The 21,605-nt window shown below is 70.3% G+C and carries 16 protein-coding genes; 6 read left to right on the top strand and 10 right to left on the bottom strand.

Features of this window, described 5'->3' with window-relative positions; all coding sequences use genetic code 11:
- Positions 1–89: 89 nt before the first annotated feature.
- On the bottom strand, positions 90–707 hold the full coding sequence (locus tag AC1DXT_RS16275; protein ID WP_477062347.1) for a CG0192-related protein: 618 nt from the start codon (positions 705–707) through the stop codon (positions 90–92).
- A gap of 139 nt (positions 708–846) precedes the next feature.
- Here AC1DXT_RS16275 and AC1DXT_RS16270 point away from each other — a divergent pair, with 139 nt between their 5' ends.
- Together AC1DXT_RS16270 and AC1DXT_RS16265 are read left to right on the top strand one after the other, a co-directional pair.
- A complete protein-coding gene (locus AC1DXT_RS16270; protein WP_477062346.1) occupies positions 847–1,707 on the top strand; it encodes an aldo/keto reductase in 861 nt (286 codons plus the stop codon).
- A gap of 1 nt (position 1,708) precedes the next feature.
- Positions 1,709–2,641 carry an aldo/keto reductase gene (locus AC1DXT_RS16265; RefSeq protein WP_477062345.1) on the top strand — a complete coding sequence of 311 codons (933 nt, stop codon included), beginning with the start codon at positions 1,709–1,711 and terminating at the stop codon, positions 2,639–2,641.
- A gap of 71 nt (positions 2,642–2,712) precedes the next feature.
- Here AC1DXT_RS16265 and AC1DXT_RS16260 read toward each other — a convergent pair whose 3' ends face one another.
- From AC1DXT_RS16260 to AC1DXT_RS16240, 5 genes are all read right to left on the bottom strand, one after another.
- Positions 2,713–3,618 (bottom strand): LysR family transcriptional regulator, encoded by a 906-nt coding sequence (locus AC1DXT_RS16260; RefSeq protein ID WP_477062344.1) that lies wholly within the window; start codon positions 3,616–3,618, stop codon positions 2,713–2,715.
- 114 nt (positions 3,619–3,732) lie between these two features.
- Positions 3,733–5,013 carry a M15 family metallopeptidase gene (locus AC1DXT_RS16255; protein WP_477062343.1) on the bottom strand — a complete coding sequence of 427 codons (1,281 nt, stop codon included), beginning with the start codon at positions 5,011–5,013 and terminating at the stop codon, positions 3,733–3,735.
- A gap of 293 nt (positions 5,014–5,306) precedes the next feature.
- On the bottom strand, positions 5,307–5,825 hold the full coding sequence (gene msrA / locus AC1DXT_RS16250; RefSeq protein ID WP_477062342.1) for a peptide-methionine (S)-S-oxide reductase MsrA: 519 nt from the start codon (positions 5,823–5,825) through the stop codon (positions 5,307–5,309).
- Positions 5,826–5,993: 168 nt separating this feature from the next.
- A complete protein-coding gene (locus AC1DXT_RS16245; RefSeq protein WP_477062341.1) occupies positions 5,994–7,925 on the bottom strand; it encodes a glycosyl hydrolase 53 family protein in 1,932 nt (643 codons plus the stop codon).
- Between the two features lie 188 nt (positions 7,926–8,113).
- Positions 8,114–9,154 carry a LacI family DNA-binding transcriptional regulator gene (locus AC1DXT_RS16240; RefSeq protein ID WP_477062340.1) on the bottom strand — a complete coding sequence of 347 codons (1,041 nt, stop codon included), beginning with the start codon at positions 9,152–9,154 and terminating at the stop codon, positions 8,114–8,116.
- Positions 9,155–9,347: 193 nt separating this feature from the next.
- Between AC1DXT_RS16240 and AC1DXT_RS16235 the strand changes: the two genes are divergently transcribed.
- Positions 9,348–11,405, top strand: coding sequence for a beta-galactosidase (locus AC1DXT_RS16235; RefSeq protein ID WP_477062339.1), 2,058 nt, complete (start codon positions 9,348–9,350; stop codon positions 11,403–11,405).
- A gap of 104 nt (positions 11,406–11,509) precedes the next feature.
- Here the strand turns inward: AC1DXT_RS16235 and lacZ are convergent, their stop codons facing one another.
- The 4 genes from lacZ to AC1DXT_RS16215 form a co-directional block, all read right to left on the bottom strand.
- Complete coding sequence (gene lacZ, locus AC1DXT_RS16230; RefSeq protein WP_477062338.1) at positions 11,510–14,515, bottom strand: beta-galactosidase, LacZ type; 3,006 nt, start codon at positions 14,513–14,515, stop codon at positions 11,510–11,512.
- Complete coding sequence (locus AC1DXT_RS16225; RefSeq protein WP_477062337.1) at positions 14,512–15,324, bottom strand: carbohydrate ABC transporter permease; 813 nt, start codon at positions 15,322–15,324, stop codon at positions 14,512–14,514. Before AC1DXT_RS16225 ends, lacZ begins: the two co-directional genes overlap by 4 nt.
- Positions 15,317–16,297 carry a carbohydrate ABC transporter permease gene (locus tag AC1DXT_RS16220; RefSeq protein ID WP_477062336.1) on the bottom strand — a complete coding sequence of 327 codons (981 nt, stop codon included), beginning with the start codon at positions 16,295–16,297 and terminating at the stop codon, positions 15,317–15,319. The genes AC1DXT_RS16225 and AC1DXT_RS16220 overlap by 8 nt, the downstream gene beginning before the upstream one ends.
- Before the next feature lie 92 nt (positions 16,298–16,389).
- A complete protein-coding gene (locus tag AC1DXT_RS16215; protein ID WP_477062335.1) occupies positions 16,390–17,709 on the bottom strand; it encodes an ABC transporter substrate-binding protein in 1,320 nt (439 codons plus the stop codon).
- Positions 17,710–18,113: 404 nt separating this feature from the next.
- Between AC1DXT_RS16215 and AC1DXT_RS16210 the strand changes: the two genes are divergently transcribed.
- From AC1DXT_RS16210 to AC1DXT_RS16200, 3 genes are all read left to right on the top strand, one after another.
- Positions 18,114–19,091, top strand: a complete 978-nt coding sequence (locus tag AC1DXT_RS16210; protein WP_477062334.1) for a LacI family DNA-binding transcriptional regulator — start codon at positions 18,114–18,116, stop codon at positions 19,089–19,091.
- A 115-nt stretch (positions 19,092–19,206) separates the two neighbouring features.
- Entirely contained in the window at positions 19,207–20,193 is a 987-nt protein-coding gene (locus AC1DXT_RS16205; RefSeq protein WP_477062333.1) for a phosphotransferase family protein, read from the top strand.
- Positions 20,190–21,605, top strand: coding sequence for an MATE family efflux transporter (locus AC1DXT_RS16200; protein ID WP_477062332.1), 1,416 nt, complete (start codon positions 20,190–20,192; stop codon positions 21,603–21,605). The genes AC1DXT_RS16205 and AC1DXT_RS16200 overlap by 4 nt, the downstream gene beginning before the upstream one ends.

The following is a 21,605-nucleotide window of genomic DNA, read 5'->3' as shown; positions in this document are numbered from 1 at the left end:
CACGTGCCCGGGACCATCGGGGTGCGACGTGCTCAGCGAGCGGAGTCGCGTGCGTCATGCTGAGCGATCCGGAAGTCGCCGCCGCGGCGCTAGTCCACGTAGGCGAGCAAGACGGGCGCTTCGAGCCCCGACCACGTGCCCGTGAGGGTGGACTCACGGTCGGTGGCAGTCGCATGCCGGGCGAGACGACGGCAGATGACGATGCGGAAGGCCCCGGACAGCTCCATGACTGTCGTCGAGTCATCCGAGGACGCAGTCACCTCGCTGATGGGCGGGACCTCACGTGAGCGAGCGCCGCTCCCGGTCACGCGCACGCTCGGTTCGCGCGGGGCGGCGGCACCCTCGACGAGCTCGTCGGCCTGGTCAGCACCCGCCAGCAGCACGGACGCGAGCACGCGGGCATAGACGGGGTCTCCGGTCGCGTCGTAGATCCAACGCCGCCCGAGCACCGAGTGCTCCATCGTGCAGATCAGGAACCGTTCCGCTCCGTCCAGCGGAGCACCGCGATAGGTCAGCGGAACATGGAGAAGGTGCCCGCCGGCAGTCGACAGGACGTGGCTCTCGATGCCGACCTCGCCGTCCGGATCGTCGAACCGGTACGCACCGACCAGCTCGAGCTCCTGCTCTCCCCAGGGCTGGGTCGGAACCCAGTCGGTGAGCAGCTCCGCCTTGGTCGGACGAATGGTGGCGCGGTGGATCAGGGCCATCGGCCGACCCTAACGTGACACACCGCAGGACCACCTGCATTGATCTGAGCGAGTTCTGAAACCCATCGTCTTGTCATGTTGGACAGATATATCTCGAATCTCTAGCGTCGTTGCGTCAGTCAGTCATCAGGAGGAAGCAATGCAGCAACGCACCTTGGGTAGCCGGACCGTCTCGATCGTCGGTCTCGGCGGCATGCCGATGTCGATCGAGGGCCGTCCCGAGCCGGAGCGATCCGTCGCGACGATCCACGCCGCCCTCGACGCGGGTGTCACCCTCATCGACACCGCGGACGCCTACCACCTGCACGCCGACGAGGTGGGGCACAACGAGGAGCTCATCGCCGAGGCCCTGCGCAGCTACGGCGCCGACACCTCGGACGTCCTGGTCGCGACCAAGGGCGGGCACCTGCGCCCGGGCGATGGCACCTGGACCCAGGACGGGCACCCGGAGTACCTCAAGGCTGCAGCCAAGGCGTCGGCCCAGCGGCTCGGGCTCGACGCGATCGGCCTGTACCAGTTCCACCGGCCGGACCCGCGGGTGCCCTACGCCGACTCCGTCGGGGCGCTGGTCGACCTGCTCGACGAGGGCGTCATCCAGATGGCCGGGATCTCCAACGCGAACGTCGCACAGATCGACGAGGCCCAGCGGATCCTGGGCGGCCGGCTGGCGTCGGTGCAGAACCAGTTCTCGCCGGCCTTCCGCTCCAGTCTCGGCGAGCTCGAGCACTGCGCCGCGCTCGGCATCGCGTTCCTGCCCTGGTCGCCGCTCGGCGGCATCTCGAACGCCGCAGAGCTCGCGACGCGGCACGCGCCGTTCGGGCGGGTCGCTGCCAGCCGCGGTGTGAGCGTGCACCAGGTCACCCTGGCGTGGGAGATCGCGCTCGCTCCCGTGGTCATCCCCATCCCTGGCGCGTCGCGTCCGACCAGCATCCAGGACTCCGCCGCGGCGGCCGATCTCGTGCTGACGGCCGACGAGCTCGCGACGCTGTCGGCGACCTGAGATGCGCACCCTGGAGCTGGCGGACGGGATCACCGCGTCGAACGTCGTCCTCGGCATGATGCGCATCGACGGCAAGAGCGACGACGACGTCCGGGAGATCGTGCGCACCGCCCGCGACTCGGGGATCGACATGGTCGATCACGCCGACGTGTACGGCGAGACCCTGCACGGTTGCGAACGCCGGTGGGCCGAGGCGATGCACCTCAGCGCCTCCGAACGGGACGCCTGGACGATCCAGACCAAGTGCGGGATCGTCCGGGAGGGGCCCTACTTCGACTTCTCCGCGGAGCACATCCTGGCGTCGGTCGAGGGATCGCTCACGGCGCTGGACACCGATCGCATCGATGTCCTGCTCCTGCACCGACCGGATGCGCTCGTCGAACCCGACGAGGTGGCGCGCGCCTTCGACGAGCTGGAGTCGTCCGGCAAGGTCCGCGCGTTCGGCGTCTCGAACCACACGCCACGCCAGATCGATCTCCTCACGCGCTCGGTACGCCAGCCGCTGGTCGCCAACCAGCTGCAGCTCTCGGTCACCCACGCACCACTGGTGGCGCAGGGAGTCGCGGCCAACATGGCGGGCCTGGATCAGTCCCTCGTGCTCGACGGCGGTGGTCTGCTGGACTACTGCCGTCTGAACGACATCACCGTTCAGGCGTGGTCACCCTTCCAGTCGGGCTTCTTCACCGGGCCGTTCTTGGGCAACGAGGACTACCCGGAGCTCAATGCGGTCGTCGACCGCCTCGCGGCGCACTACGACGTCCCGCCGATCGCGATCGCCACCGCATGGATCACCCGGCACCCGGCCGGCATCCAGGTCGTCCTGGGCACGACGACGCCGGACCGGATCAGCGGTGCGGCGCTCGGGTCCGAGCTCCCGCTGACGCGGGCCGAGTGGTACGAGCTGTTCCGCGCCGCGGGGCACCGCGTGCCGTGACGCGGACAGCGGTGCGGCCGGGGGGCGCCCACGCCAGGCGCTCCCCCGGTCGTCCGCCGTCCGTGGGTCCGTCACGACTCTGACGGGCTGCCGCCTGCCTCTCGCGCGGCGATCCGCAGCTGAGCGAGCAGAGCCTCCGCGGCCGGTCCGCGATGGGCGGGCACCGCCACCGCGACATCCCAGCTGGGCACGTGCTCGCCGGTGAGCCGGATCGCTCGGAGCCGGTCGGGCCGCTTGGCCGCCACGGTCTGCGGGACGAGGGCGATGCCCATCCCTGCCTCGACGAGGTCGAGCAGGGTGTGGACGTCGTTGACCTCGAGGTCGACCTTCGACGGGAGGCCGCCCGACTCCAGCAGGCGATCGGTCAGGATGCGGGCGGCCCAGTCCGGCTGGAAGCCGACGAGCCGGTGACCTGCGAGCTGACCTACCGACACGGACTCGACGTCGGACGGAAAGTCGTCGGGACGGCAGAGCACCACGAACGGGCGACGCATCAGCGCCTCAAGCGTGATGCCGGGCGGCGGAGCCCCGCACACCGCGACGAGAGCGAGGTCGAGCCGCCCCGCGGCGACGTCCGCGAGCAGCGCCGACGAGCCGGCGAAGCCGAGTCGTACACCCACCCCGGGATGCTGCTGGTGGAATGAGGCCAGCTCGTGCGGGACGTCGACCACGCCGAGGCACTGCTCGCTGCCGACCGCGACCGTGCCGGACATCAGGCCCTGCACGGACTGGACCGCCTCGCGCGCGGCCGCGGCGCTGGCGAGCGTCCGGTACGACTCCTGGAGCAGTGCGTCACCCGCTGCCGTGAGCTCGACCCGGCGCGTGCTGCGGACGAACAGCGTCGCCGACAGCTCGCTCTCCAGGGCCCTGATCGACGCCGACAGTCCCGACTGCGAGATCTGCAGGAGCTCGGCCGCCTTGGTGAAGTGACGCTCCTCCGCCACCGCGACGAAGTGCTCCAGCTGTCGAAGTTCCATGCCGCCCACCCATCAGTAGAATCGATGAATACTATCCTCTGATCCCCTCGGGGCGAAGAGTGGACGGACGCTCACCCCGGAACCAGGGGGAGGTCCACGGCGCCTACGGGCACGTCACGGAACGGACGGCCCCGCGGAAGCGGTCGGGCTGCTGCTCGGCGTCGGCGTCGGCGTCGTGGTCGGCGTGGCGCTCGGGGCAGGCGCCGGCACCGCCGGAGCGACGCTGGGCTGCTCGACGACGGGCGGCGCGGGCGCGGTCGGGGGCGGGGCGGTCGGCGCCGCGACGCCCACGGTGATCGGTACCGACGTGCCGGTGCCGGCGTCGTCCGACGTGCCGAACTCCCAGTGCCATGGCTCGTGGGGTCCGCGACCCCCCTCGTCCATGTAGGTCGGGTGGTGCCAGCCGTACGTCATCGCATGGGCCTTGAGCCAGGCGTACTGCGCGGACCGGTAGCCGTCTGCCTGGTCGAGGTCGATCGCCAGACCCCAGCCGTGGTTGGACGTGCCGGGCACCGCGGCCATGGTCCCCTTGGCCGCCCGCGTGCTGATCTGCTCCTCGAGCGAGCGGTACGAGCCCGTGATCCTCAGGTCGTGACCGAAGTCGACGCGGTAGGCCGCGTTCAGCCGCGCCAGGGCCTCCGCCGCGTCGCAGCGCAGGTGCTGGCTCGGCGCGAACGCGACCGCGCAGAGCACCTTCAGCGGGATGTTCCCGTTGGTGTAGCCGTCGGTCGACCGGGCCTGCTCCTCCACCTTGGCGACCGCCGCCTTGGCGGCCTCGTCCCCCGTCACCGCGATCTGCTGCGCCGCGACGGTGATGCCGGCCGCGGCGTCCCTGGCCTGGACCGCGGAGCTGGCGGCCGCGACGACGTCGCGGACCTCGGCGGCGGCGTGGGTGGACCCGACGGCCGCGTCGAGCAGCGCGACCTGCGGGTCGGCGGAGACCAGCAGGCGCGTCATCGCGACGTTCTGCGCCGACTGGTCACCGAGGTCGAGCGCGACCAGCAGGACGTCGGTCTCGACTCCTTTGACCACGCGCGCGGCCGTGGTGAGGTCACCCGAGGCCACCTGCCGTCGCGCGCCCAGGACTCGGTCCGGGAGCTGCTCGGCGGTCAACCCCGACGTGACGGGCGCGGCCGTGGCGTCGGCCACGCCGGGACGGAACAGGGTCCGCGAGGCAGCCTTCGTGGTGTCGACCAACGGATGGCCGACAAGGGTGGCGGTCGCCGTCTCCACCGCCGTCACGCGGTCGTCGAGCCGCGTCAGCGCCTGGGTGTACGCCGGTCCCGTCGGCTCCTGCGAGACCGGCGCCTCGGCGCCCGTCACCGCCCCCTCGACGTCGGCGGAGTGGGAGGTGTCGATGGGCGGCGCGGCCAGGACGGCCGTCAGGAACGCCATCGACGCGAGGATCGCGACCGACTCCCACGGCCGCCGCCCCTGCCGCGGGCGCGCCGAATGACGACCCTGGGTCGTCCGTCGTGGTCCGAGCACTGGTGTGTCCTCCGCGGTGCGTCGTCCGACGATCCCACCGCGACACCGTGTCCGTCGACCCGCCAGACGGGGGGAACTCGGGCCGACCACACCCACCCGCCTCGACAGCGACCGGTTGGCTATGACCCAGCCAGGGATCGCCAACGGGACCTCGCCGACGCCGTGCGCACGGCTCAGCCGAGCCGCGCACGACTCGGGCGCTACCCGACCCGCTGCTCGTCGCGGTGCGGGAGCCGCCAGCCGGGGCGCACGTAGTGGCACGTGTACCCGTGCGGGATCTTCTCCAGGTAGTCCTGGTGCTCCTCCTCGGCCTCCCAGAACTCACCGGCCGGCTCGACCTCGGTGACGACCTTGCCGGGCCAGAGCCCGGACGCGTCGACGTCCGCGATCGTGTCGAGCGCGACCCGACGCTGCTCGTCCGAGGTGAAGAAGATCGCCGACCGGTAGCTGCGGCCGATGTCGTTGCCCTGCTGGTTCCTCGTCGACGGGTCGTGGATCTGGAAGAAGAACTCGAGCAGGTCCCGGTACGAGATCTGCTCGGGGTCGAAGACGATCTCCACGGCCTCGGCGTGGTCGCCGTGGTTGCGGTAGGTGGCGTTCGGGGTGTCGCCGCCGGAGTACCCGACGCGTGTCGAGATCACTCCCGGGCGACGGCGCAGCAGCTGTTGCGCACCCCAGAAGCACCCCCCGGCGAGGATCGCCGTCTCCGTCGTGGCCATCTGGGACCTCCTTCATGGGGACGGCTGCAGCCGTCGGGCGATCTTGACCCCGCAGCGCGCTGGGGCGCAACCGATGCGGTGCGCTTCCCTGTCGCCCACAGGCGGCATGCACGCCACCGGCGGTGGCCCGCGATGGGCCACCGCCGGTGGTGCGTCAGGCGCGAGCGCTCAGGGGGTGGCGAGAGCTCTGTGGACGACGTCGACGATCGCGGTCACCGGACCGTGCTCGACCGTGGTGCCGCTGACGACGACCTGTCCGGGGCGGGACGGGGCGCGGGCGGGGACCGCGTCCCAGGTCACGGGCACTGCGTGGAGCGTGCCGTCGGAGTCGAGGACGTCGACGGTGGCCGGCAGCCTGAGCGGGGCCGAGGTGCGGACCGTCCGGTAGACGGTGTCGGCGACCACGAACTCGGCGTCGCTGGCCTCGTAGACCTCGACCGTCTCGTGGAACGTGAGCACCGGCCAGGCGCTGTTCGACCAGTCGATCATCTCCTGCCAGTTCGCGGGCTCCCAGACCAGGACGCCGGCACCGCGGTTGTCGGGCAGGTCGTTCGCGATCCGGAAGACGTCCTGGAGGAAGAGGCCGGCACCCTCCGCGGTCTTGGGGTAGGGCGAGTTCGGGACCGGGAGGCCGTCCCAGTCGTTCGACTGGTGCGACGTCTCGGCGATCTCCATGGCGTAGCCCGGGTGCGCCGCGGCGACCTGGTGCAGGTTCGCCTCGTAGTGCTCGGGCGTCCCGTGCCACTCGGGGTAGTAGGAGTGCGCGATGACGTCGATGTCCTGGCCCTTGGCGTTCAGCCGGGTGAGGAACTGGTCCCAGAACTCGAGCGTCTTGTCGACCTTCCCGTTGTCGATGATCACGTGGGTCTCGACCTGGATGTCCTCGCCGTGGGCCGCCGAGACATCCCGGACGGCCTTGATGCCCGACGCCTGGAGGGTGGCGAACCGGTCCCACGCGGCGTCGTAGGCGGCCTGCTCGGCCGGGTCGTCCGAGCCCCAGTAGTCCCAGAGCAGGGCGCCGCCGGGCTGCGAGACGAACGACGGGTCGTGGTTGAAGAAGCACGAGCCGCACCACACCGAGTCGTCGAACCACGGCTGCGGGCGCTCGCTCCCCCACATGAAGCCGTTGATGAGCTCGTTGCCCACCGCGACCTTGTCGGGAGTGGTGCCCTGCGCGACGAGCGCGTCGATGGTCGCGTACGTGTAGTCGTAGACCGCCTGGGTCAGCTCGTCGAAGGGCAGCTCACGCCACGCGGTGGGCTTCGCCTGCTTGCTCGGGTCGGCCCACGAGTCGGCGTAGTGCAGGTCGATGCCCAGGCCCATGTCCTGCTCGACGACCTTGCGCGCGACGTCGAGGGTGCGCTCCGGGCTCTGGTACGCGGGATCGAGGTACTCGCCCGTCCGCTCGTCGCGCGGGTCGTTGAAGACGCGCAGGCGGATGTACTCCATGCCGGCGTCGGCAGCCGCCTCGAGGATCGGCACCGGCGCCGCGCCCTCGTCCACGACGTAGGTCAGGCCCTGTGCGTCGTTCTGGTCGGCGTAGGAGATGTCCGCGCCCAGCACGACGTCGTCGCGCAGGTAGTTCCACACGGACAGCTCGCTGATGCCGGCGACGGCGCCCGGGGACACGTCGGTGATCGTGACGCGCAGGAAGGCGATCCCGGCGCGCGCGACGAGGTGCTCCTCGCCGCGACCCGCCTGCTTGTTCCTCTTGCGGTCGACGAGGGTCTTCCACCGGTGACCGTCTGCGGAGGACTCGACCACGTACTGGTAGGTGCCGTGCGCGTCGGGGAAGACGAGACCGACCTTCCGGATGTTGTCGTACGCCCCGCCGAGGTCGAGGACGAGGGAGTGCCGACCCTTGCCGCGCGCGGTCCACGCGGTCGTCAGGTCGCCGTCGACGGCGAGTCCCGCATTCGCCTGCGCCGCGGTGGCGCTCACCGTGACCCAGGGCTTCGCGGCGAGGTTGCTGCGGACCGGTGCGAAGTTGACCAGGCCGTCGGGCTCCTCGGCCGGAGCGGGGCCCGCGCTGCCGAGGACGAGGGCGCCCGCGGCGAGGAGGGCGAGCATGGGGGTTCGGCGTCGGCTGATCGGCTGCATGGGACGTCCTTGTCTCATTGGAGTGTGCACGTGCACAGCACTCAGCCACCGTATGAGCGCACGAAAGCGCCCGTCAAGATGTCCGCGTATGTCGGGCCCGGATGGGAGCGTGCACAGGCGTGAAGGCGCGTGTCGTTCAGGATCCCCTCCGGGCGGCTCGGACCGGGCGGTCGGCCTGATCCGGCTCGTCAGGAAGGGGTCGGTCCAGCCGATCGGGTGCTGGCGCGCACGACGAGCGAGGTCGGCAGCGTGACGGCGGCTGGCTCCCCGCCCTCGACCAGCTCGATCAGCAGGCGCACCATCTCGCCGGCGATCCGTTCGAGTGGCTGCCGCATGGTGGTCAGCGGCGGATCGAGCGTCGCCGCGAGCCCGGAGTCGTCGAAGCCTCCGACCGCCACGTCCTGCGGGACGCGTCTGCCGGCCTCGCGGAGCACCTGCAGGGCGCCCGCAGCCATGAGGTCGGAGCCCACAAAGACCGCGTCGATGTCGGGTCGCCGCTCGAGGAGCGTCCGCATCCCCGCCGCGCCACCGTCCCGCGAGTAGTCGCCGTGGGTGACGAGCGACTCGTCGTAGAGCGACCCGAGCTCGTCGCGGTAACCCTCGAGACGGAGCCTGCCCCCGGGGGTGTCCAGTGGTCCGGTGATCGTCGCGATCCTGGTGCGGCCGATGTCGAGCAGGTGCCGCGTCATCCGCCGCCCGCCGCCGAGGTCGTCCGCGGCGACGTAGCCGAGGCTGCCCTCGAAGCCGAGCGGGATGCCGCAGGAGATCATCGGGATGCCCTGCCGCACCAGCGCGTCGAGGAGGCGGTTGCCGCTGTGCGAGGAGATCGCGAGGACGCCGTCGACGTGCCCGGCGCCGACGTAGGACGCGACCTGCTTCTGCTCCTCGGGGGTGCCCGCGACCATGAGCAGGAGCGGCATGCCGCGTGCGGCCAGCGCCTGGGCGGCTCCCCGCAGCAGGATCGAGAAGTTCGGGTCCTCGAACAGCAGGTGCTGGGGTTCGGTGAGCAGGAACGCCACCGAGTTCGACCGTCCGGTGACCAGGCTGCGCGCGTGCGGGTTGGCGGAGTAGCCGGTGGTCCGGATCGCCTCCTCGACGGCCGCGAGCGCGTCCGGGGACACCCAGTGCCCACCGTTGATGACGCGCGAGACCGTGCCCCGGGACACGCCCGCCGCAGCCGCGACGTCACGGATCGTCGGGCGTCTGCGCGGCGCGGGCGTCGGTCCCATCGCACGAGACTCTAGGGGAACGGGAACACAAACCACGCCGTGACCTCGCCTGCGGCGATCTCGACCTTCCAGAACCGCCGGCAGTCCTCAGGACGGCACCTGTGCGAACCAGTCCTCGCCCCGTCGAGGTAGCGTCGCGCAGGCCCGAGATCGAGCTGCTCGCACCGACCCGAGGCACGGAGGCCTGACACGCATGGACGAGATCCTGTACGGCGCCGCCTACTACGACGAGTACATGCCGACCGACCGCATCGACACCGACGTCGCGATGCTGCAGGCGGCGAACCTCAACGTGGTCCGCGTCGCCGAGTCGACCTGGAGCACGGTGGAGCCGCAGCCCGGCGTGTTCGACTTCACGCACATCGACCGCGCGCTCGACGCGATGGAGGCCGCCGGCATCCACGTCATCGTCGGGACCCCCACCTACGCGGTGCCGGCGTGGCTCGTGAAGTCGCACCCGGACGTGCTCGCCGAGACGAGCACGGGCCAGGGACGCTACGGGGCGCGCCAGATCATGAACATCACCAACCCGGCGTACCTCCTCCACTCGGAGCGGGTCATCCGCGCGCTCCTGGCGCACACCGCGCACCGCCGTGCGGTCATCGGCTTCCAGCTCGACAACGAGACGAAGTACTACGACGTTGCCTCGGCTGACGTGCAGCGCAGGTTCGTCACGCACCTCCGCGAGACGTTCGACGACGACGTCGACGCGATGAACCGTGCCTTCGGCCTGGACTACTGGTCCAACCGTGTCGACGCCTGGGAGGACTTCCCGGACGTGCGCGGCACTATCAACGGCTCCCTGGCCGCCTCGTTCGACCGGTTCCGCCGCTCTCTCGTGGAGGAGTTCCTCGCGTGGCAGGCCGCCATCGTGCGCGAGTACGCGCGAGGCGACCAGTTCCTCACGCAGAACTTCGACTTCGACTGGGGGCCGGGCTGGTCCTACGGGCTGCAGCCGGCCGTCGACCACTTCCGGGCTGCGGCGCACGTGGACATCGCCGGCGTCGACATCTACCACCCCACGCAGTCCGCGCTCTCCGGCAAGGAGATCGCGTTCGGTGGGGACATGACCCGCTCGATCAAGGGCGGCGCGAACTACCTCGTGCTGGAGACCCAGGCCCAAGGGCAGCCGGCCTGGCTGCCCTACCCGGGCCAGCTGCGCCTGCAGGCCTACAGCCACCTCGCGAGCGGCGCCGACGCCGTCATGTACTGGCACTGGCACTCCATCCACAACTCCTTCGAGACGTACTGGCGCGGACTGCTCAGCCACGACCTCCAGGCGAACCCCACCTACGACGAGGCCGCCGTCATCGGTGCCGAGCTCCGGCGGGTGGGGCGGTCGCTCGTGCACCTGCAAAAGTCCAACCGGGTCGCGGTCATGGTCAGCAACGAGGCCCTGACGGCGCTGAAGTGGTTCACCGTCGAGACCGGGTTCCCCGCCTTCCTCCGCCCGTCGATCGGCTACAACGACGTGCTCCGCTGGGTGTACGACGCCCTGTTCGAGCTGAACGTCGAGTGCGACTTCGTCTCCCCGGACACCGAGGACCTCAGCCGGTACGCGATGGTCGTCGTCCCGGCGCTGTACTCGGCGCCCGAGTCGACGCTGCAGCGGCTGAGCGCGTTCGTCGGCGACGGTGGCCACCTGGTCTCGACGTTCAAGTCGTTCGTCGCCGACGAGCACGTCAAGGTGTGGAGCGACCGGCAGCCGCACTCGCTCACGGGCGTCCTCGGGCTCACGTACAACCAGTTCACCGTCCCGGTCGACGTGCGCCTCACCCTGCACGGCGACCTGGCGGCCGCCCCGGGCGCCGCCGCGCTGGGCCCCGACGACCGCTCCGCCCTGCGCTTCATGGAGCTCCTGCAGCCCGACGGCGCGGAGGTGCTCGCGTCGTACGACCACCCTGCGTGGGGCGGTCAGGCGGCGGTGACCCGGCATCGCGCGGGGGCCGGGACAGCGATCCACCTCGGCACGATGACCGGACCCGCCCTGGTCCGCGAGGTGCTCGCCCTGGCGGTGCGCGACGCGGGCCTGTGGGGCTGGCCGCAGGAGCTCGCCGGGACCGTCACCGTTCGCCGAGGCGTGAACTCCGCCGGAGCACCGCTGACCTACCTCCTGAACTACTCCGACAGCCCCGTGCAGGTCACGAGCCCCGTCACGGCCCGGTCCGTCCTCGACGACGCCACCGTCGAGGGTGGCACCGACCTCACCGTCGGCGCCTGGGACCTCACCATCCTCGAGGAGGTCCGCTGACTCGGGGCGCACCGATCTCAGCACCCCGAAAGGCCCCGCGACCAGCGATCTAGCTGGCCACGGGGCCTTCGAGGCGGATCTGAGCACCGAGTGGTGCGGTGGACCTACAGGAGCCCGCGGAAGGCGAACTGGAAGGTCAGCTCGGTATCCGTGGGCAGTCGGTACTCGGCGTGGGTCTGCGCACCCCAGGAGTCGTCGCCGCCGACCCCGCGCCGCTGGAGCGCCGGCCGCAGGATCGTCTGATAGATCGGCGGAAGCTCGGTGTGGTGCGCGGCGTTCTCGATCTCGAACGGCGTCCACGGCAGGGCCGACAGCTCCATGCCCTGGTCGGACTCCAACCGCAGGCCCGCCCCACGCTCGTCGGTCACGGTCGCCCAGCGGACGCCTGTCCGGCTGCCCGCCTCCTGCGGACGCAGGTAGGGCGTGAGCGCGGTCCGGACGTCGGCCTCCCACACACCCAGCCGCGCGCCCGCTCGACGGTCGACATAGGACTCCTCGGGCCCGTCCCCGTACCAGCGCAGGTGGCGGAACGAGTGGTCGGTCGCCAGCAGGAGCCCGAGCTCGGGCATGTCCGACAACCCCGGACCTGGTCGCACGGTGAGGGTGACCTCCACGCGACCGTCACCGTCCACGAGGTAGGAGAGCTCGCACTCCCCCGCCGGCGTGGTGGGCAGCTCGTACCGGAAGCGGACGCGCACGCCGGCGTCCGTCTGCTCGACCGCCGGCTCGTCGGGCCCCCGGACGGCCTTCGCATACCGGCTGGCGAGAAGCCACGCGCCGTCCTGCGCGGGTGCGCCCCAGCCGTACTCGTTGGAGGTGGGTGCGTGCCAGAAGCTCGGCTGGGGCACCGAGCGCAGCAGCTCCCGGCCGCCGTCCGGCGTCAGCCCGTAGCGGTAGGAGAGCAACCCCCCGTGCAGCCGCGAGAACAGGGCGGTGAAGTGCCTCCCCCGCACGCCCACGTTGTGGATGCCGTAGACGACCTCCGGTGTGGCGGCCCGACGGGCCGGCACGGAGCCAGCGACGACCACGACCGCCTGCTCGTGCGCCACCTCGTGCCCGGCCGACGCCCAGCGCGTGGTGCGTCGGAGTCGGAAGGACACGTCGACGGTGTACTCCCCGGGTGCGGTCGGCACCGTGACGGGGAGCGCGTAGACCTGCGAGGCCCCAGGGGCGACGGCAGTGTCGAGCACCTCCTCCTGGAGCACCCGACCCTCTCGGGCGACGGTGACCACGCACTCGTGGGCCGACGACGGGGTGGCCAGGTGGCGGTTCTCGACCGTGACCTTGTCGGCGTCCACCGAGAGCCGGTAGCCCTGGTAGAGGTAGTGCACCTCTTGGGCGATCGGCTTGAGGGTGCGATCGGCGAAGACGATGCCGTTGCCACTGAAGTCCGAGTCGTGCGGCGCGTCGCCGAAGTCGCCGCCGTAGCCGAAGTACTCACGGCCACCGGGGTCGGTGCGCCGCAGTGCCTGGTCCGCGAAGTCCCAGATGAAGCCGCCCTGGAACAACGGCTCACGGTAGGCGAGGTCGAGGTACTTGTGGACCGCGCCGAACGAGTTGCCCATCGAGTGGGCGTACTCGCACAGCAGGTAGGGCTTGTCGCGGTGCGTCGCGAGGAACTCCTCGATCTCGGTGGCCGGCGCGTACATCCGCGAGACGACGTCGGTCGTCTGGGGGTACCGCGGGTCCCAGTGCACCCCTTCGTAATGCACAGGCCGGGAGTCTTCGCGACGGAAGTAGTCCGCGACCGCCAGGATGTCCGTCCCGCCGTACGACTCGTTGCCGCAGGACCACATGACGATGCTCGGGTGGTTCTTGTCCCGCTCCAGCATGCTCGCGGCGCGGTCGAGCAGGGCGGGCAGCCACTCGGGGCGGTCCCCGGGCAGAGCCTCCTCGATCGGCGCCCCACCGATGGCCACCCTGTCCCACATGGCGTGCGACTCGAGGTTCATCTCGTCGATGACGTACAGGCCGTACTCGTCGCACAGCTCGTAGAAGAACGAGTTGTTCGGGTAGTGGCTGGTCCGCACGGCGTTGATGTTCAGCCGCTTCATGAGCCGGAGGTCGGCCTCCGTCTGCTCACGGGTCATCACGCGACCCTGGAGGCCGAAGTCGTGCCGGTTCACGCCGTTGAAGACCACGCGGGACCCGTTGACCTTGAGCAGGCCGTCCTCGATGCCGAACCGGCGCACACCTACTCGCACAGGGATGTGCTCGGTCAGGCGGCCCGACGCGTCGTGCACGTCGAGCGTGAGGTCGTACAGGTGAGGGTCCTCCGCGCTCCACAGCCGCGGGCTCTCGATGCGGACCACGAGCTCGTCGTCGCCGCTCAGCTGTCCGGCACCGACGATCCGGGCGTCCACCCTGCCTTCGCCGGCCAGGACGACGCGCACGCGCACCGTCGCCTCGGACAGGTCGTCGGCGACGTCGGTCACTACTCGGACGTCTTCGACGTGCACGGTGGGCCGGCGGTTCAGGACGACGTCCCGGAACAGGCCCGAGAACCTGAAGAAGTCCTGGTCCTCGATCCACGACCCGGCGCTCCACCGGACCACCTGCGCCACGATGAGGTTCTCGCCGTCGACCACGGCGTCGGTGAGGTCGAACTCCGACGGCGTGAACGAGTCGGTCCCGTAGCCCACGTAGGCGCCGTTCAGCCACACGGCGACGGCACTCTCCGCGCCGTGGAAGCTGACGCTCAGCCGCTCGCCAGGCTCGAGCGGGTGCTCGAGGGTGAACGTCCGGCGGTACGTCGCCACGGGGTTGTACCGCTGGGGAACCTGCCCCGCCTCGAGCTGCTCGTAGCCGTCCCACGGGTACTGCACGTTGGTGTACTGCGGGCGGTCGTAGCCGAGCAGCTGCACGTGGGCGGGCACCGGCACGTCGTCCCAGCCCGAGTCGTCGACGTCCACCCGCTCGAAGCCGGGGACGACGAGGGCGGGGCTCTTCGCGTAGTGCAGCTTCCACAGCCCGTTGAGCGACTGCTCGAAGGAGCTCGTTCCGGTCTTCGCCTCCTGCGGGGAGGCGAACCACCGGTGGTCGGAATGCGCGTCGAGCCGGTTCTCCTTGACGAACTGGGGGTCCGCGATCCGGTTGAGGTCGAATGTCACTTGATGGCCCCCGTGACGCCCTCGGCAAAGTGGCGCTGCAGCGCCAGGAAGATGACCACCGTCGGCACCGACACGATGAACACGGCGAGCATGAGGCTGCCGTAGTCGGTGACGTACCCGGCGCGCATGTTCGAGAGCAGCATCGGCAAGGTCTGGTACGCGTTGTCGACCAGGATCACCTTCGGCCACAAGAAGTTGTTCCACGAGAACAGGAAGGTGATGACACCCGCGGCAGCAAGGGTGGGCTTCATCGTCGGCAGGTAGATGCGCGCGAAGATGCTCACCTCGCCCAGCCCGTCGAGGCGCGCCGCCTCGATGATCTCGTGCGGGAACGTCCGCGAGGCCTGCCTGAACAGCAGGATCAGGAACGGTGTCGCGATCAGGGGCAGGATGACCGCGGCCGTCGAGTTCACCAGGCCCAGCTGGGCGAAGAGGCGGAACAACGGGATCATCGTGGCCGCGAACGGGATCATGATCGCCAGGAGCAGGAGCCCCATGACGGCGTCCTTCGCCCGCGAGTGGTAGATCTCGAACGCGTACCCCGCGATCGAGCACAGCACCAGGGCGAGCAGGGTCGTCGCGACGGCGTTGACCGCGGAGTGGTAGAACGCCGTCCCCAGGGGCTGGGCGTCGACGAGCGACCGGAAGTTGTCGAGGAGGTGGCCCCCCGGAAGCAGCTTGGACGCGATCACCTCGTTGCTCGTGTTCGTCGCCGAGACGGTCATGAAGTACAGCGGGAAGACCGACAGGACGACGGCGACCGACAGGAACAGGTAAGCGGGGATCCGGCGAAGTGTTGTCCTAGTCACGCTTGTCGCCCACCTTCAGCTGGATGGCGGCCAGGATGGCCACGATGATGAGGATCGCGTAGGAGATGGCGGCCGCGTACCCGAAGTTGGGGCTGTTGCGGAACGACACGTTGTACAGGTAGTGCGAGACCGACATCGTCGTGTTGCCCGGGCCACCTGCGGTGAGGTTGAACGACTCGTCGAACATCTGCAGCGTTCCGTTGGTCGACAGGATCGCGCAGAGCAGGATGATCGGCTTGAGCTGCGGCATGGTCACGTACCAGAAGGTCTTGAACCCGTTCGCGCCGTCGACGCGGGCCGCTTCCAGGGTCGAGCGGTCGATGTTCTGCAGGGCGGCCAGGAAGAAGATCATGTTGTAGCCGGTCCACCGCCACAGCAGGCCGAGGATGATCACCATCCGCGCGGTGCCGGTCTGGCCGAGCCAGTTGACGGGAGAGTCGAGTATCCCGAATTGCGTGAGCAGGTCGTTGGCGAGGCCGTCGGTCGCGAAGATCTGCCGGAACACCAGCGAGTACGACACGAGGCCCACGGCGCACGGCAGGAAGATCGCCGTCCGCCAGAACCCCTTCCACCGCAGCCACGGTGCGTTGAGCACGTTCGCCAGCAGCATCGCGAGCAGGAGCATGATCGGTACCTGGATGATCAGGTAGATGAACGTCGTGCTGAGCGTCAGCCGGAACTGGTCGTCCTGGAACAGTCGCTGGTAGTTCAGCCACAGCGGCTCGGCCCAGCTCAGCTGGGTCCCGCGTCCCGTCTTCAGCGACAGGAAGAGCGCCTGGATCATCGGCCAGAAGTTGACCAGCACGATGATGGCCGCGGCGGGAATGATGAACGTCCACCCGGTCAGGCTGCGGCGGCGCTGGATCGCTGACAGAGGTGCCGCCTTGGGCGGCCTGGACGGACGGGACTTCTTCGTCCCGGGCGGGGGCGCGCTCGGTGCGCGGCCCTCGGTCGGTGCGGTGGGAGCGGACACGATCGGCTCACCTCTTCTTCGCGGTGACGACGGGCAGGGCAGGAAAGCGGGCGGCGGAGCCGATAGACCGGCCTCCGCCGCCCGCCCTCAGGTCACCCCATGGCGAACTCGACGGTCTGCTGCGCCTGGTCGAGCTCGGCCTTCGGGTCCGCGCCGTTGAGGATGTTGGTGATGGCGACGCTCACGGCGTCGCGACCCTCGTAGTAGTAGGCGCCCGTGTTGTTGCTGGGAACCTGCGCGGCGAACTTCAGGACGTCGGCGTAGATCGGCTGCCCGCCGTAGAACTCCTGCGGCTCGTTGTAGACGTCCGACTCACCCGCGGGAAGCCAGTTGGCCAGTGCGCCCGACTTCGGGAGGATCGTGTCGTAGAACTCGGTCGAGCCGGCGAAGGTCGCGTCCAGGAAGTCGCTGGCGAGCGCCTCGTTGCCGTTCGGGGTGATCGCCCAGGACGAGCCACCGTTCGCGGTGTAGTTCGTCGCCCCGTCGACGCCGTCGAGCTTCGGGACGTTGGTGACGGCCCACTTGCCGGACTGGTCCGCGGCCGACTGGATGGAGCCGGAGATCCACACGCCGTTGACGATGCCGGCCGTGTTCGAGTTCACGATCGTGTTGATGTACTCGTCCCACGAGTTGACCTCGACGAAGACGCCGGCCTTGACCAGCTGCCCGTACATGTCGATGGCGGCCAGCAGCGCGTCGTTGTCGGTGATCGTCGGGTTGCCCTCGTCGTCGAAGAGGCTCGCGCCCGCGCTCTGCAGCATCATCATGATCGTGTCGGCCGAGTTCGCCTGGCCGGTGAGCAGCGGCTTGCCCGTCTTGGCCAGCACGTCCTTGCCGAGGGTGAGGAACTCGTCCCACGTGATGTCGGTGAAGTCGTCGACCGTGTAGCCGGCCTGCTCGAGGAGGTCCGTCCGGTACGCGCCGATCGCGGTCCCGTTGTCGAACGGCACACCGTAGTTGGTGTCGTCGACCGTGGAGTACGCCACGACGGACTCGGGGAACTCGCTGTAGTCCACCTTGGAGTCGCCGAAGTTGGCGAAGATGTCCGGGTAGTTGATGACGTTCTTCTGGAACGCGTTGTTCTGCATGAGGAAGATGTCGGGCAGCTGGTCGGTCTCGCCCGACTGGGCCAGCGTGGTCAGCTTGGTCTGCAGGTCGTCCCACGGCGTCTCGACGACCTCGAGGCTGAAGTCCGGGTGGTCCTTCTGGTAGACCTTCTCGGCCTCCTCGAGGGCGTAGATGTTGAACGCCGGGTCCCATGCCCAGACCGTCAAGGTGTTGTCGCCCGTACCACCGCTGGCGTCAGTCGTCTCGTCCGTGCCCGAGCCACCACCTCCACCGCTGCAAGCGGCGAGGGCGAGGCTCAGCGTCATGACGGCGCCCAGCGCCCCGAGCGTGCGTGTCTTCTTCATCGGGTGATCCCTTCGTGCTGTTGGTCGTCCCGTGGACCGTCGCCGGCTCTCGCCGAGCCGCCGGCTCCCGCGCCCCCCGCGACGTCGCGGCGGGTGAGCGGGATAGGTCGACTGTGCTGTTTGGAGGTCGTGCGCCGTGCTGTGGGTCAGGCGGTTCCCAGCTCCGCGCCACAGAGGTCTCGTCCACACCGACCACGAGCGACACCGGCGTCACTCGACCTCTCTGGCGATTGGTGACGTCACCATAGCAGCGGTCCGACGACTCCTCCGGCGACGTTTTGGTAACGGTCAGGTATGGATTCGCGACGATTGGTGACGTCACCATCCCTGTTCCCCACTAGCATCTCGCCATGACCACCGCGCCAGCGCCCGGCCGACGCCGCTCGGGCCCTTCGATCGGAGACGTGGCTCGCCTTGCCGGCGTCTCGCCGCAGACGGTCTCGCGCGTCTCGACAGGCGCCGAGTCCGTCCGATCGAGCACCCGCGCACGCGTCGTGCACGCCATGGACCAGCTCGGCTACTCGCCGAACCGGGCGGCCCAGGCGCTGCGGAACGGCACGTTCGGCGCCATCGGCGTGCTCTCGCACGGCTTCAACCGCACTGGTGAGGCCCTCACGGCCGAGGCCCTCGTCGCGGCCGCGGAGCTCGAGGACTACTCGGTCACGCTCCTCCACGTGCGCAACCCCGCCCCGGACGGCTGGGAGAACGCGGCCCACCGCATCTCGCACCAGGCCATCGACGGCCTCGTCATCATGCGGGCCGAGCTGGCGACGCCGGCGACGCTGGTGCTCCCCGCCGGCATGCCCGTGGCGGTGTCCTTCTCCAAGTTCGCAGGCCACTACCCCACCGTCACCGCCGACCACGTCCAGGGCAGCGAGGAGGCGGTCCGCCACCTGCTCGGCCTCGGACACCGCACCGTGCACCACCTCGCCGGGCCGCTGGACTCGGACCACGCCCTCGTGCGCAGCGGTACGTGGCGCCGCTGCCTCCTGGAGGCCGGGATTCGTCCGCCCGAGCCGGTGTACGGGGACTGGAGCGCGCGCTCCGGCTACGAGGCGGGTCAGCGGCTCGCGGACGACCTCGGGGTGACCGCCGTGTTCTGCGCCAACGACGAGATGGCGTTCGGCCTGGTGCGGGCGCTGCACGAGCAGGGCCGTCGCGTGCCCGAGGACGTGTCCGTGGTGGGCTTCGACGACATCGCCGTCAGCGGCTGGGCCTCGCCGCCCCTGACGACCGTCAGGCAGGACTTCCCCGCCATCGGCCGCGCGCTGGTCGGCCTCGTCGTCGGTCAGCTCCGGTCACGGTCGATCCCGGCTCCGGCGCTGACGATCGTGCCTACGGAGCTCATCGTCCGGGCGAGCAGCGGACCCCCTCCGCGCTGAACCGCCGGCCGCCCGGACGCAACCCCGTCGCACCCTCCCGGCCCGCCTGGTCGTCGACCAGGATGGTGCCCCAGGCGCCGCCCAGGGCCACCTGTCGCACCATGACGAGGACTCGATGGAGAGCATCACGAAGAACCGCCAGACGCCCGCGACGCTGCGTGCGATGGTCGAGCGTGCCTACGGCGCCGACCAGGTGCCCACGGGCGAGCCGGACACCTGGCTCGAGGAGCTGGGGCACGGCTGGTTCAACGTCGCCTACCGGATCCTGCTGCGCGACGGCCGGGCCGTGGTCGTGAAGATCGCGCCGCCGCGGGGCGTGCCCGTGATGCCCGCCGAGCGCGGCGCGATGCGCATCGAGCTCGACGCGCTGGCGCTGATCGCGGCACGCACCGACGTCCCGGTCCCGCAGGTCGACCACGCCGACCTGAGCCACGAGCTCGTCGACGCCGACTACTTCTTCATGCCGTTCGTCGACGCCGAGAACTTCGGCATCATCACCGACGGCCTGAGCACCGAGCGGCGCGACGCGTACAACGAGGCGCTCGGCGCTGCCAACCGCGAGCTGAACTCGATCCGCGGGAGCTGGTTCGGACCGCTCGCCGGCCCGGGCGACCCGTCGTGGCGGGTCGTGTTCACCGGCCTCGTCGAGGACGTCCTGGCCGCCGGGGAGGCCCGCAACGTCGACATCGGCCGGGACTACGACGAGATCCGCAAGGTGGTCGCCCTGCACGCCGACGTCCTCGAGGACGTCATCGAGCCGAGGTTCGTCGAGTGGGACCTCTGGGACTCCAACGTCATGGTCCGCGACGGCAGGATCGTCACGATCATCGACCACGAACGAGCCCTGTACGGGGACCCGCTGATGGAGGCCGGGTTCGCCGGCACGCAGCTGTCCGACCTCGGCGACCCGACCGCGTTCATGCGCGGCTACGGCCAGGAGCAGCTCACCCCCAGGGAGCAGACGCGCCGTCGCTTGTACTGCCTGCACCTGGTCGTGATCATGGCCATCGAGACCGTCTACCGCGGACACACGACACCTACCCAGTACGACTGGGCACGCGAGAAGATCGACACGACGATGCGCCTGCTCACCGAGCCGTGACCACCCGGGACACCGGCGCGCGGACGCGGCGCACGCTCGACGCCGCCGCCCTGGGCGAACGGCCCGTCGGGCGGCTGCTGTGGCACGCCTGCACCCAGACCACCATCGCGGTCGGGGTCTACGGGATCTACGCGCTCACCAACGCCTGGTTCGTCGCCCGCGGCGTCGGGACCACGGCGATGGCGGCGGTCAACCTCGTCGCCCCGTTGCTCCTGGCGCTGGGCGCGGTCTCGACCGCCCTCGGCGTCGGCGCAGCCTCCGTCGTCTCCCGGCACCTCGGTTCCGGCGACACGAGCACAGCCGCACGCGCGGCCGGGAACGCCTTCGTCGTCTTCTGGACCGCCGCCGTCACGACCACCGTGATCGGGCTGACCGGGCTGGAGCCGCTCCTGCGGCTGCTCGGCGCCCACGGCGAGACCCTTGGCTACGCGCGCGAGTACGCCCAGATCATCCTGGCCGGCGCGATCGTCTCGACCGGGTTCTCCAGCCTCGTCCGGGCCGAGGGTCGGATGCGGTTCGCCACGATGCTCTGGGTCGTCCCCGTCGCGGTCCAGATCACCCTCGATCCGCTGCTCATCTTCGGACTGGACCTCGGCGTCCGTGGAGCCGCCCTGGGAACGGTCGGCGGCCAGGCCGTCTCCGCCGCCATGAGCATGTGGTTCTTCTTCGCCCAGCGGCACCGCCCCTACCGCGTCCGCAGGTCCGACCTGCGGCCCCACCTCCCGACGGTCCGCACCCTCGTGGGTATCGGCGCCCCGTCGTTCCTCGCCGGCTTCGGCGCCACCCTCCTCGTCGTGGTCGTCAACACCACGCTGTCCCGGCTGGCCGCCGCCACCGCGGCACTGGCCGCGTTCGCGATCTGCTCCCGCATCCAGACGTTCGTCGCGATGCCCCAGCTCGGCATCAGCCAGGGGATGCAGCCGATCGTCGGGTACAACGCCGGTCGCCGGCTCGCCGCACGCGTCCGACGCGCCCGGACCCTGTCGCTGCGCGCCACCCTCGTCTACAGCACCGTCGCCGCCGGCTCCGTCGCGCTGCTCGCCGAGCCCATCACCGCCGTCTTCGTCGACGACGCCGCCGTCCACGCCGAGTCCGTCGACGCTCTGCGCATCCTGGCGATCGGGTTCGCTGCAGCCGGCGTCACACCACTGGTCTCCGCGTACTTCCAGGCTCTCGGCCGACCACGACCGTCGTACCTCATCTCCGTCGGAACGCTCCTGCTCGTCAAGGTCCCGCTGGTGCTCGCCCTCGGACACACGGGCCCCACCGGCATCTGGACCGGCCTGGCCGCGGGCGAGGTCCTGTCCGCCGGCATCGCGCTGCTGGTCCTGCGCCGCCTCGACGTCCCGGCCGCGCGCGGCGGAAGGGCGAGGTCGACGACGGACGCGGTAGACCTGCCGCTCGTGCCATGA

The organism is Cellulomonas sp. P1_G12_2 (assembly GCF_056405535.1).
Note: the sequence above shows the minus strand (reverse complement) of the source record. Positions and strands in the feature narration are given on the sequence as shown.